This window comes from Zhongshania aliphaticivorans, from assembly GCF_902705875.1.
GTDB classification, from domain to species: Bacteria; Pseudomonadota; Gammaproteobacteria; order Pseudomonadales; family Spongiibacteraceae; genus Spongiibacter; species Spongiibacter aliphaticivorans_A.
On the sequence record NZ_CACSIK010000001.1, the window covers coordinates 30,621 to 43,880 of the forward strand.

The window sequence follows — 13,260 nt, forward strand, 5'->3', positions numbered from 1 at the left end:
AGCGTAAAACGCTTTTTGATTCTTCGTATCGTTAGGGTGTATCCATTTTGTGTTGAATTGGATCTATGGTTTGAGTACAAAAAAGGCGGCCACTTCTAAAAGAGGCCGCCTTTAATGTCATCGTCAGATAATTAGCTTGGTGATCTAACTGCTATCGCCAAGCTAGTTTTCTGAAAACCAAGTGCAACTTAGTTGAACTGGTTTGATGTGTTTTTCGCGCCGCCAGCTTTAAGGGCGTTTTCACCAGCGTAGTATTCTTTGTGGTCGTCACCCATATCTGAACCAGACATGTTTTGGTGCTTAACACAGGCAATACCCTGACGAATTTCTTTGCGCTGTACGCCTTTAACGTAACCGAGCATACCCTCTTCACCGAAGTACTCTTTGGCGAGGTTGTCAGTAGACAGTGCCGCAGTGTGGTAAGTAGGCAGAGTGATCAAGTGGTGGAATACGTTCGCTTCGCGGGCAGTATCGGCCTGGAAGGTCTTGATGCGAGCGTCAGCTGCTGCAGCAAGCTCAGACTCGTCGTATTCAGCACTCATCAGGCTTGCGCGATCATAGGCAGAAACGTCTTGTCCTGCTTCAACCATTGCATCATATGCTTGCTGGCGGAAGTTCAGCGTCCAGTTGAAAGAAGGTGAGTTGTTGTAAACCAGTTTTGCATCTGGGTGAACTTTACGAACGTCATCCATCATGCCTTTGATTTCGTGAACAGTCGGTACTGCTGTTTCAATCCACAGCAGGTCAGCACCGGCATTGATCGCTTCGATACAATCGAATACGCAACGCTCGTGGCCAGTACCTGGACGGAATTGGTATAGACCAGAAGGCAGACGCTTAGGACGAACCAGTTTGCCGCCGCGGTTAAAGACAACATCGCCTTCAGCCATGTCAGCTACGTCGATTTCTTCAACGTCTAGGAAAGAGTTGTAAACGTCACCTTGGTCGCCTGGCTCTTTAACAACCGCGATTTCTTTAGTCAGGCCAGCACCTTCAGAGTCAGTACGTGCAACGATAAGACCGTTGTCGACACCCAGTTCCAAGAAAGCGTAACGCAGTGCGCGAAGCTTAGTGTGGAAGTCAGCGTGAGGTACAGTTACTTTACCGTCTTGGTGACCACATTGCTTTTCATCGGCAACTTGGTTTTCGATCTGTAGGCAGCAAGCACCGGCTTCGATCATTTGCTTAGCCATCAGGTAAGTGGCTTCAGCATTACCGAAACCCGCATCGATATCAGCAACGATAGGCACTACGTGAGTAACGTGGTTGTCGATTTGGTCTTGAATCTTAGCTTCTTCAGCGCTATCGCCAGCTTCACGAGCTGCGTCTAGGGCGCGGAATAGGCCGCCCAATTCACGTGCGTCAGCTTGACGAAGGAAGGTGTACAATTCTCTAACCAAGTCAGCAACAGAGGTTTTCTCGTGCATTGATTGGTCAGGTAAAGGACCGAACTCAGAGCGCAGTGCAGCAACCATCCAGCCAGACAGGTACAAGTAGCGACGATCAGTTTGGCCGTTGAAATGTTTCTTAATAGAAATCATTTTTTGTTGGCCGATAAAGCCGTGCCAGCAGCCCAAAGATTGGGTGTACTTGGTTTTGTCAGCGTCAAACGCCGCCATATCTGCGCGCATGATATCGGCAGTGTATTTAGCGATATCTAGGCCAGTTTTGAATTTGTTCTGGGCACGCATGCGTGCTGCAGATTCGGGGTTGATGGCGTCCCAGCTGCTACCTGCCTGTTCTTTAAGAGCGGCAACTGCTTGGATGTCTGCTTGTAGAGTTGACATATGTGGTCCCTATTTTGTTGCTTGTTGGGTGATTTAACGCTGGCTAGTGTACGCGTGGCGGTTTAATTTTTCTAATTTATACTTATTATGCCCACTATTTTTTTTGAGAATGACGGTTTGCACGTTGCCCATAGAGCAGCTATATAGCTACATAACGAGATAACTGCAAATAAATAGTGGTGAGCGGGTGGCTATATAGATGCTTAGCTACACGAAGTATTCACAGCGGGAATAGCAGTGATAATATGGATAAATTTGCAGAATTATCCTCAGCTGCTAGGATAGTCATCTAATTTTTTGCCAAATTTTGATCATATAAAGGAGTATTTATGTCCTCGGCCATTTCCAGAGTGCAGCACAGCGGTCTTCACATTGCTGATGTACTTTATCGTTTGGTTAATGATGAAATTGCTCCGGGCACTGGAGTAAGTCCCGATACATTTTGGGCTGCAATGGCGGAAATTTTAAAGGATTTAGCGCCAAAGAATCGTGATTTGTTGCAAAAGCGTGAGCAGATTCAGGCGCAGATAGATGAGTGGCATCGCGCTAATACTGGAAAATTTGATGCGGCGCAGTACAAGGCGTTTTTAGAAGAGATTAATTATTTGCTGCCAGAGCCTGCGGACTTTAATGCAGCAACAGAAAATGTCGACCAAGAGATAGCAACACTGGCTGGGCCACAGTTAGTTGTACCGGTCATGAATGCACGATATGCACTTAATGCGGCAAATGCGCGTTGGGGTAGCCTATACGATGCTTTATATGGCACCAATGTAATCCCTGAGACTGACGGCGCAGATAAAGGTAAAGGTTATAACCCTGTGCGCGGCGCAAAAGTAATTGCGTATGCGCGTCAATTTCTTGATCAACACGCTAGTTTGAGTGCCGGTAGTCACGCAGATGCAACGCTATATAGTGTGGTTGATGGCGCTTTGGCTGTGACCTTGGCGGACGGTAGCGTTAGTGGTTTGGCCGATCCTTCGCAGTTTGTGGGTTATCTTGGTGACGCAAAAGCGCCAAGCAATATTTTGTTAATCAACAACGGTCTTCATATCGATATTCAAGTTGATGATCAGCACCCCATTGGCAAGGACGATCCAGCTCGCGTTAAAGACGTTGTTTTGGAATCTGCGCTAACGACTATCCAGGATTGTGAAGACTCTGTTGCTGCCGTGGATGCAGACGATAAGGTTGAAGTTTATCGCAATTGGCTGGGGCTGATGAAAGGCGATTTGCAAGAAGCCTTTATGAAAGGCGGCAAAGAGTTGGTTCGTACTTTAGCGGCTGACCGCGTTTTCACCGCAGCGGCGGGTGGTGAGACGGTTCTACATGGCCGCAGCTTGTTATTAGTGCGTAATGTTGGTCACTTAATGACTAATGGCGCCATTATTGATGCCGATGGCAACGAAGTACCCGAAGGTATTATGGATGCCATGGTGACCGTGTTGGCCGCCATGCACGACTTAAAACAAACGGGTGCATTGCGCAACTCTCGAGCTGGTAGCGTCTATATAGTTAAGCCAAAAATGCATGGTCCTGAAGAAGTGGCCTTTGCTGCAGAGTTGTTTTCACGAGTTGAAGACGCCCTAGGCCTTGCCCGTAATACCCTAAAAATTGGCATTATGGATGAAGAGCGCCGTACCACGGTTAACTTAAAAGCCTGTATTGCCGCCGTGCCTGAGCGCGTTATTTTCATTAATACCGGTTTCCTAGATCGCACGGGTGATGAAATTCACACCAGCATGGAAGCGGGTCCGTTTGTTCGTAAAGCTGATATGAAGCAGCAGGCTTGGATCAAGGCCTACGAAGATTGGAACGTCGATATTGGTCTGGCGTGTGGGTTAAGTGGTCACGCTCAAATTGGTAAAGGTATGTGGGCCATGCCAGACGAAATGGCCGCAATGATGGAGGCTAAAATTGGTCACCCACAAGCCGGTGCAAACTGCGCTTGGGTACCATCGCCAACGGCAGCCACACTTCACGTGATGCACTACCATCAGGTGAATGTTCTGTCTGTGCAAGAGCAGTTGGCTAGCCGTCAGCGTGCAGCCTTAGACGATATTCTTACTATCCCCGTCGCGGAAAACCCCAATTGGAGCGCCGAAGAAATCCAGCAAGAACTGGATAATAACGCGCAGGGTATGCTGGGTTATGTAGTGCGCTGGATCGACAACGGCGTGGGTTGTTCTAAAGTGCCAGATATCAATGATGTTGGCTTGATGGAAGACCGCGCCACGCTGCGTATTTCTAGTCAGCACATTGCTAATTGGCTGCGTCATGGCGTGTGCACAGAAGCTCAGGTACTTGAAACCCTCAAGCGAATGGCTGCGGTTGTTGATCGTCAGAACGCAAGCGACCCAGGGTATACGCCAATGGCAAATGATTTTGATGGTAGCGTCGCGTTTCAGGCTGCCTTGGAATTAGTGCTTAAGGGGTGTGAGCAACCAAGTGGTTACACAGAACCCGTTTTGCATCGCCGCCGTATTGAGTACAAAGCACAGCTTGTGGGCTAATTTGTACAAACTAAATTGATGTTAGTAGCAGTTTCCTGTCAGTGAGGCTTGGCCCGGATTTTCCGGGCCTTTTTTTATTCTGCACTCAGCTGAGATTTTAAGGCGCCAGAAGTGGGTGCTGGCAGATTGCTCAAAAAACGCACATAATCACCTTTAATTATTATTTCATGCGGAGTTATTCTTGCTATGAATCTGTCGCGTATAGATTTAAATCTACTTGTTTATCTCGATGTGCTATTGCGCGAGAAAAATGTGACGCGGGCGGCCGAGCAACTAGGAATTACCCAGCCAGCATTGAGTAATGGCTTACGGCGGTTGCGAGATTTGTTTAATGACCCTTTGTTGGTGCGAACCAGTGAGGGCATGACGCCCACTGAGCGGGCTCTTGAGTTACAACCGCAGGTGCGTACCATCTTGTCGTCGGTAGAGCAGGCTGTGTTACCTGTGTCGGACTTTGAGGTCGCAGAAAGTACGCGGGTTTTTCGCATTATGGCCAGCGATTATGCTGAGTCAACACTGCTCATGCCCTTACTTTTTAAGCTCAGACAGGAAGCCCCCAATATTACCCTGGATGTGTTAACACCCAGTGATGTTACTTTTCAGGACTTAGAGCAGGGCAAAATTGATATGGCGATCAACCGTTTTGATCGTCTGCCCCAGTCGTTTCATCAGGCTACCGTGTGGCGAGATAGTTTTTCTTGTTTGATGAGTAGTGAAAATTCCGCACTCAATAACTTTGATATGGACGCCTTTTTAGCCGCGCCGCATATTTGGGTTAGTAAAACCGGCATGGGAGTAGGGCGCGGTATGAGTCAGCGCGATAGTCAGCGACTTGGCTGGGTTGATGAAGCCTTGGCTGAATGCGGCCATGAACGCCAAATCCGTGTTTTCACTCGCCACTATCAGGTGGCTGCACTACTCGCTAAACATCCCGATCTTATTGCCACGCTGCCAACTCAGGTGGCGCGCTTGTATGATGAAGATCCGCGTTTGGCAACACGTAAACCGCCCTTCATGATTATTCCCATTGAATTAAAATTGGCATGGAGCCCGCTTCTACAGCACGATCCTGGTCATATTTGGTTGCGTCGTCGAATTGTTGAGGTAGGGCAAGAAATAAAAGATCCAGACCGGGCATCATAAACGTTTATAGATTTAGCTTGCCCGTGGTTCTGAATTTTGTCTCCGATTTAATTTCAGGCTGGCTCGTCGATATTGCCGAAAAAGGCCTTAATATCGGTCAATTTCCAATAAATTTTGGCTCTTACGTGACCTCATTGGGTAAAACTGTCATGCTTAGAAACTTATTTTAACGGGAGGCTCCCATGATTATTGCGAATGATTGCGTAGTGGCATTTCACTACACCCTGACTGACGACGACGGTGTCGAAATTGATACTTCTAAAGGTCAGGAGCCATTGGCTTATTTACATGGCCACGGCGGTATCATTCCGGGTCTAGAAAATGAGTTGGCAGGCAAAACCATCGGTGATGCGATGAAAGTAACTGTACAGCCAGCAGATGGCTACGGGGAATTAAACCCAGAATTGATTCAGCCAGTACCTCGTGCGGCGTTTCAAGGTGTTGACCAGATTGAAGTCGGTATGCAGTTTCAGGCGCAAGGCGCTGGTGGTCAAATGCAGACGGTTGTTGTAAAAGAAGTCGATGACGAAAATGTCACGGTAGATGCCAATCATCCACTGGCAGGAAAAGTACTGAATTTTGATGTCAGCATTGAATCAGTACGAGAAGCAAGTGAAGAAGAGTTGACTCACGGTCACGCTCACTAAGCACAAGCATCGTAAATAAAGCTACGAGCGTCACGGCTGACGCTCGCGGTTCCCCGCTTTAAAAATAATAGGATTAAAATGCAGGTGGATTGGATGACTAGCCTGTAGTTATTTATGCCTAAAAATGATCCCGATAACCGAATTAATATGACATGCCCCGCGGCACGATCTATTTCTGTTCTTAGTCAAAAAGTGTTATTCCTGCATTCCCGCTTCAGCGCTCTCGTTGCACTATTATCGCAGCGAAATCATTGTAGATTTCTTACTAACTAGGAGTAAGTGCCGCCGTGTTTCTACGATCATCCTTATTTGTTATTACCTTAATGCTAGCGCTTTTCAGCCTAAGTGCGTGTACAAGTCAGCCGAGTAACTCAGACTCTGATGGCCAAAATTTCAAAGTTGGAACCCCTTCACCAGGCAAGTCTATTGTCTATGTTTTTGATAGAGTGTTTTTTTTGGAAGCCATGCGCCAAGCAAAATTTATGTTGCATCTTAATGGCAACGAAATGGGTGAAATGACAAATGATAACTATTACAAGCTAGAAGTTTGGCCTGGTGATTATGAGCTGCTTGAAGTTGTTCCTCGCAGCCAGTTTTTGTTCATGTCTCGAAATGAGTTTGTGGGCGCAAAGGCAAGGATTGATGTTAGCAAGGCGGGTGAGGTTTATGCCTTAGCCTTTACTTCTGGCGGATCTACTGGATTAATCCCTTGGGAGAAAGTAGCCACAGAGCTTTCTGAGCGTACTCTGGCTAAGTCTTTCTCTGCCAGTGAAACGGCAAGGGCAAGGCGACTGGATGGCGCTAAATGGGAGGGGCCATCTAAGGGTATAAAGCCGCATGGTGTTGGTACTGCCACTTATCCAGATGGTCGCATTTATCGAGGTTTTGTAGATAAAGGTCAATTGACGGCCCAAGGGCGTTTAGAGTTCTCAGATGGTAGGGTATACAAAGGTCAATATTCTTACGGTGGTGAGCCTAGTGGCCAAGGTTTGCTTACAGATAAAGAGGGTAATGTCATTTTTGCGGGTAAGTTCTTTCATGGCAAACCTTACGACGGTGCGCGTCTAGAGAACGGCGTTCCCGTATTTACAAAGTATCGCTACGGCAAAAAAGTAGAGACTGATCCGCTAATATTGGCTGAGCAGAATGTCGCTAAACAAGATGAAAAGGCGATGGCAAGCGTTGGTCAGGCGTCTACAAATATTGCCAAAGACATTGAGCGCATCAAAGAAATAAAACGTGATGCACAGCGAGATTTTGATCGGCGTGAAGCTGAGTTTCCTAGTCAGTGTAAATGCACATTTAAGTTATGCCTTACGCAGAACTACTCTGATCAAAGTTATGAGGAGCGACGTGCGAGGAAGAAGGCTAAGGCTGAGAGGGATCGAGCTTGCCGAGAGTGGCGTGCAGCAGGTGGCAGCCGTGAAAGCCGGCAGGAAACACTTGAGCGAGATCTTGCGGCTTCAGATCAAGAGTTAGCGTCGCTGCTAAGCGCATATGAAAAAGCAGAGAAGCGTGATGCGATGCTTCGTCGGCAGAAAGCAGCTGAGCTCGCAAGTACACAAAAAGCACGAATCGCGGAAGCTCAGCGTAAGCTTGAAATCATGCAGGCTGAGGCCTTGGAAAAGCAAAGAGCGTCATGTCAGGGTAAGGAGCACTATTGTGGCTGCTTTGCTTTTATGTCGAAAGAGCGTCAGAAAGACGCGCTAAGTTGTACGCAGTAGCGATCGTCAACGGGCTTAGATGTGTCACTTCGCTATCGGTATTTGCAATGACGGGTGATGGACTACCAAGTATGCATACTGCTGTTAGCGTTGTGACGTCTCGTTACGTTACTTGCGCCCCTCTTTTTCAAGAAGCTGGCAAGAAACCTGCTTAATTTGCTTGTAGTACTTAGCTGCCAAAGTAGTCTAAGGTTAATACTGACAAGTGTATTCAGGAGGGTGCTTTGCCTACCGCATTAGATAATATAAAAACCTTCCTCGACAGGGAAAAGCTTCCTAATAGCTACCGAGAGCAGGCCGAAGGTATATTTATACCCTTTATTGAGCACTTTCGTGCCGTCATGGCAGCGTCAGATGTTACGCCTGTTCTAGGAATTCACGGCTCACAGGGGAGTGGGAAGTCTACCCTAGCTGAACTAATCTACTGGTATTTACAGGAGCAAAGCGGCTTAAATGTAGCGCTTTTGTCGCTTGATGATTTCTATCTCACCTTGGCAGAGCGTCAACAGCTTGCTGAGACTACTCACCCTTTACTGCGTACCCGCGGTGTTCCGGGAACGCATGATATTCCCCTCGCACTGGCGACGGTGGCAAAGTTACGGGCACTAACGGAGGGTGAACGTCTATTATTGCCGAGGTTTAATAAAGCCTGTGATGATAGGGCGGCAGAATCTGATTGGCCTGAAGTGCTTGGGCCAATAGACTTAATTGTCTTTGAAGGCTGGTGTGTAGGTGCTACGCCACAGGAAGCGGCAGATGTTGATCTCGCTATGAATGAATTAGAGCGCTTAGAAGACGCCGACGGCCATTGGCGTCAGTACGTCAATACCTGTTTAAGTGGTGAGTACCAGCAATTATTTGCTGAGCTGGATTACTTGCTGATGTTGAAAGCTCCAAGTTTTAGCTGTGTCGCGAATTGGCGAGGCGAACAAGAGGAAAAATTGGCTAAGCGCCAATTGGCAGGTGCGGAAACATCGGGAGTAATGAGCAAAGCGGAGATTCTGCGATTTATACAGCACTATGAGAGATTAACCACCCATTGCTTAAATACCTTACCTGCAAAGGCAAATTGTGTAATGTCACTAGGTGTACATCGTGAAATATTGGATGTGCAGTACCGGGAGAGAGAATGAGCACAGCGTTACCAAGAGATATCATTTTTACAGATTTAGATGGCACGCTTTTAGATCACGATAGTTATTCCTTTGCCGCTGCAGAGCCGGCATTGGCGATGCTAAAGGAAAAGTCTATTGTATGGGTGTTAAATACCAGTAAGACCAGCGCCGAACTCATGCCGCTTTCAGAGCGGCTTAACAATCCTTTCCCGTTTATTGTTGAAAACGGGGCGGCGGTAGTGGTCCCCAAAGGGTGTGAGCTATTGGCTGATGCGGATATGGAGGCAATCGACGGCGCTAGACATAAACGCTTTGCCCCCCGCCGTAGTGATGTTTTAACACTGCTTAGTCAATGGCGAGAGGAAAAGGGTTATCAGTTTTTAGGCTTTAGTGACTTAGATGCGCCAGCCTTGCAGGAAATGACCGGCTTAGGGTTTGCTGATGCAGAGCGCGCACTGCAGCGCGAGTATTCTGAGCCTATTTGTTGGCAAGATAGCGAAGTGCAATGGCAGCAGTTTACCCAAGATCTGAAGGGCGTCGGTTTACAGGCTCTGAAAGGTGGGCGTTTTTATCATATCATGGGGCCTACAAATAAGGGTGTTGCTATGGCGTGGCTGGTGTCGAGCTTATACTCTGACAATGAAATTGCGCCACGGGTTATAGCACTGGGTGACAGTGGCAATGATATCGCCATGCTTGCCGCGGCAGATATTGGTGTTGTTGTGAGGTCTGATTATCACGCGCCGCCAGCAATCAGTGAGCCGCAGGGTGAAATTATGCTGACCGAAAGTTGTGGTCCTGCAGGTTGGAATGAAACATTATTAAAATTGTTGAAGTGAGGTCTATTGCGGGTCAATTTTAGCAGTAGATATTTGCGTAAACGTAATAAATAGAATGAGAAATTTATGGGCGATTTTTACCAGAATGGCATTGTAACTACGCTGCACAACCTTGTTGATAGGCCGCTTGAAGACCTAGAAAATGAGTTGCGCCGTTTTTCTAAACAGCGGCCTATGGCGCTGATACTACCATCGTTATTTTCGGAATTAGAAGGTTCTGCGCTGTCCAATATCATTGATGAAATTGCGAAAGTAGATTATATCGATGAGATTATTATTGGTCTTGATCAGGCAACGGAAGAACAGTATCGCTATGCATTAAAGTTTTTTAGTAAATTGCCTCAGCGTCATCGTGTACTTTGGAATGATGGGCCAAGATTACAGGCCATTGACGAGCGTCTGAAACAGCGAGGGTTATCGCCCGCTGAACTTGGCAAAGGCCGAAATGTGTGGTTTTGTATGGGCTATGTTCAGGCATCAGGACGAGCCGAAGCCATCGCATTGCACGATTGCGACATTCTCACGTATGACCGCCGTCTATTGGCACAGCTGTTCTATCCAGTGGCCAACCCCAGCTTTAACTATGAGTTTTGTAAGGGGTATTACGCGCGGGTTGCCGATGGCAAAATTAATGGCAGGGTAAGCCGCTTACTGGTAACCCCTTTGATTCGATCCCTAGGAAAAGTCCTGGGCTCTCTTGATTACTTAGACTATCTGGATAGTTATCGTTATCCACTATCTGGTGAGTTTTCAATGCGTAAAGACGTATTGAATGACCTTCGAATTCCCAGCGACTGGGGATTAGAAATTGGTGTTTTATCAGAAATGTACCGCAACTACTCTACTAACCGTTTGTGTCAGGTAGATATTGCCGACGTTTATGATCATAAGCATCAAGCCTTATCTGAAGCAGACGACAGTGGCGGCTTATCAAAAATGTCTATTGATATTGCCAAGGCCATGTTTAGAAAACTGGCAACAAACGGTGTGGTGTTTAATAGCGAAACGTTTCGTTCTATCAAGGCCACTTATTACCGAATAGCTTTAGATTTTGTGGATAGTTATCGCAATGATGCGGTGATGAACGGGCTAGATTTAGACCTGCATCGCGAAGAGCAGGCCGTTGAATTGTTTGCTCAGAATATTGTAAAAGCCGGTAATATGTTTTTAGAGAACCCAATGGAAACCCCGTTTATACCTAGTTGGAACCGTGTCTGTAGCGCGGAACCCACACTTTTAGACAATATGATGGCTGCAGTCATCGCTGACAATGAGGAGTTTTCCTGAATGACGGAAATAGCGCCGCAACAGCATTTACGTGAACGAATTAGTGCTCATTTAGAGGTCTTGTACCCCGATCTTGAAAAAGCCGCACTACTCGATGACATAGTGGGTTTGATGGCGCTAGACCACCGTTGTTTTATGCCGTCGGCGCATAAAAACCTTTGGGACGAGAGTGATACTTTGGTTATCACTTACGGTGACTCAATATTGCGAGAGGGTGAGTGGCCGTTGCACACCTTACATGATTTTCTGCGTAGGGAATTACGCGGTTTAATCAGCGGTGTTCATATTTTACCGTTTTACCCTTACAGCTCAGACGATGGTTTTTCAGTTATAAATTATGTGGAAGTTAATCCTTCTTTGGGTGACTGGAAAGATATTAATGCTATCGCGCGTGACTTTGACTTAATGGCAGATTTGGTTATTAACCACTGCTCAAGTCGTAGTTTATGGTTTGAAAATTTTAAACAGCGTCGTGATCCCGGCATGGATTATTTTGTTGAAGTCGATCCCAAAACCGACTTAAGCGAAGTGGTTAGGCCGCGTACAAGCTCGCTTCTTAATGAAGTACAAACCCTAGATGGCAAGCGTCATGTTTGGTGTACGTTCAGCCATGACCAAGTTGATCTGAATTTTCAAAATCCTAAAGTATTATTAGAATTTGTAAAAATAATTCGTTATTACTTAGACATGGGAGTGAAAATTTTCCGGCTTGATGCGGTGGCATTTTTGTGGAAAATTCCCGGTACAACGAGTCTGAATTTAGAGCAAACCCACGAAGCGGTTCGCTTGGTAAGAACTTTAATAGAACATGCTGTGCCAGAAGCAATTATTATTACCGAGACCAATATTCCGCTTCGTGAGAATTTGGCGTACTTCGGCAATGCCAATGAAGCCCATCTAGTCTATAACTTTTCGCTGCCTCCTTTGCTTATCAATACAATGGTAAGCGGCAGCTGCCAAGCACTAAAAAAATGGATGATGGGTATGCCGGCTGCGCAAGATGGCACCACCTATTTCAATTTCATTGCCTCGCACGACGGCATTGGCCTTCGTCCTGCAGAAGGTTTGTTAGATGATGCGGACATCAATCAGATGGTCGCATTAATGCAAAAAAGTGGCGGTCGCGTATCGTGGCGAACCTTAGCCAATGGCGATAACCGACCTTACGAAATAAATATTAGTTTGTTCGATGCTATGCGTCGCCACCTATACCCAGATAATGAAAATGACGGCGAAGATGGTTTTCAAGAGCAGCGCTTTGTGTGCGCGCACGCACTGATGCTAGCCGTTCAAGGTGTCCCCGCGTTTTATATTCACAGTTTGTTGGCGACAGAGAATGATGAAAACCGTGTCTTACACACCAGCCATAATCGTTCGATAAATCGCCATCAATGGGTAGCAGACGATCTTGAATCGCAACTTGGCACCAATAGCCATCACGCGAGAATATTTCAAACCCTCAAGGATTTAATCGCATTGCGTTCTGCGCAAGCAGCATTCCACCCCAACGCTGCACAATACCCATTGCATTTGGGTGATGAGGTATTTGGTATTCGTCGTGAAAGCCACAGCAGTGGCGCTGCTATCGTGGCTATTTATAATATCAGTGCCAAGCGGCAAGAAATCTTACTCGCAGATTTGAACTTAGATGAAACCGCCCATTGGCTAGATATACTGAATGACGATGTAGATGTGCGCAGTCAGGCAAGTCTAGTGCTTGAGCCCTATGAGTATCGTTGGTTGCGCCGCTGTGACAATGTAACAGCAACGCAATAAACGCACTTTTGGCCCAATACTCAATCTGCTTGGGAGGCGTTCAGTTCAATGGCTTTCACCATAATGGTAGCTTTATCATTAAGGTCTTGGCCCAATCGTATGCTAGTGGGTGCCACAGTTACTTCCTCGTCAAGGACTCACTACTTGATTTTAGCAATATGCCACAATTGAAATATGTTGCTGCTGGTGGGCCTGTGTGAATGGAAGCCCGTGGTCTTCTAAACAATACACAGGTGTTGCGCCTGCAGAATTATTTCGCTCATCCTCCTCTTTTTTGTCAGAGCAGTCGTTTATGGCGCACGACAAAAGCACTCTCCTATAAATTGGCCATGGGTCACTTTTACCAAAAGGCGTCTAAAGCGGGCACCTTATGGGTGAATCTTAGCTTCCTTTAAGGTGCTCCAATTGTGTGTCATGTCGTCACTATGA

General features: G+C 46.7%; 9 protein-coding genes. 8 read left to right on the top strand and 1 reads right to left on the bottom strand.

Annotation, left to right across the window (positions count from 1 at the left end; translation table 11 throughout):
• Positions 1 to 188: 188 nt before the first annotated feature.
• The gene (locus tag AELLOGFF_RS00175; RefSeq protein WP_159266764.1) at positions 189 to 1,787 is read right to left on the bottom strand and encodes an isocitrate lyase; all 1,599 of its coding nucleotides are present in this window, start codon (positions 1,785 to 1,787) and stop codon (positions 189 to 191) included.
• 329 nt (positions 1,788 to 2,116) lie between these two features.
• Here AELLOGFF_RS00175 and AELLOGFF_RS00180 point away from each other — a divergent pair, with 329 nt between their 5' ends.
• The 8 genes from AELLOGFF_RS00180 (at position 2,117) to AELLOGFF_RS00215 (ending at position 12,831) form a co-directional block, all read left to right on the top strand.
• A complete protein-coding gene (locus AELLOGFF_RS00180; protein ID WP_159266765.1) occupies positions 2,117 to 4,300 on the top strand; it encodes a malate synthase G in 2,184 nt (727 codons plus the stop codon).
• A gap of 186 nt (positions 4,301 to 4,486) precedes the next feature.
• Positions 4,487 to 5,443 (top strand): LysR family transcriptional regulator, encoded by a 957-nt coding sequence (locus tag AELLOGFF_RS00185; RefSeq protein ID WP_159266766.1) that lies wholly within the window; start codon positions 4,487 to 4,489, stop codon positions 5,441 to 5,443.
• 182 nt (positions 5,444 to 5,625) lie between these two features.
• A complete protein-coding gene (locus AELLOGFF_RS00190) occupies positions 5,626 to 6,090 on the top strand; it encodes an FKBP-type peptidyl-prolyl cis-trans isomerase (RefSeq protein WP_159266767.1) in 465 nt (154 codons plus the stop codon).
• 287 nt (positions 6,091 to 6,377) lie between these two features.
• On the top strand, positions 6,378 to 7,814 hold the full coding sequence (locus AELLOGFF_RS00195) for a hypothetical protein (protein WP_159266768.1): 1,437 nt from the start codon (positions 6,378 to 6,380) through the stop codon (positions 7,812 to 7,814).
• Positions 7,815 to 8,038: 224 nt separating this feature from the next.
• Positions 8,039 to 8,947 (top strand): phosphoribulokinase, encoded by a 909-nt coding sequence (locus AELLOGFF_RS00200; protein WP_200842572.1) that lies wholly within the window; start codon positions 8,039 to 8,041, stop codon positions 8,945 to 8,947.
• Positions 8,944 to 9,768 (top strand): HAD-IIB family hydrolase, encoded by an 825-nt coding sequence (locus AELLOGFF_RS00205; RefSeq protein WP_159266769.1) that lies wholly within the window; start codon positions 8,944 to 8,946, stop codon positions 9,766 to 9,768. The genes AELLOGFF_RS00200 and AELLOGFF_RS00205 overlap by 4 nt, the downstream gene beginning before the upstream one ends.
• Positions 9,769 to 9,834: 66 nt before the next feature.
• Entirely contained in the window at positions 9,835 to 11,055 is a 1,221-nt protein-coding gene (locus AELLOGFF_RS00210) for a glycosyl transferase (RefSeq protein WP_159266770.1), read from the top strand.
• Positions 11,056 to 12,831 carry a sugar phosphorylase gene (locus tag AELLOGFF_RS00215; protein ID WP_159266771.1) on the top strand — a complete coding sequence of 592 codons (1,776 nt, stop codon included), beginning with the start codon at positions 11,056 to 11,058 and terminating at the stop codon, positions 12,829 to 12,831.
• Positions 12,832 to 13,260 lie beyond the last annotated feature (429 nt).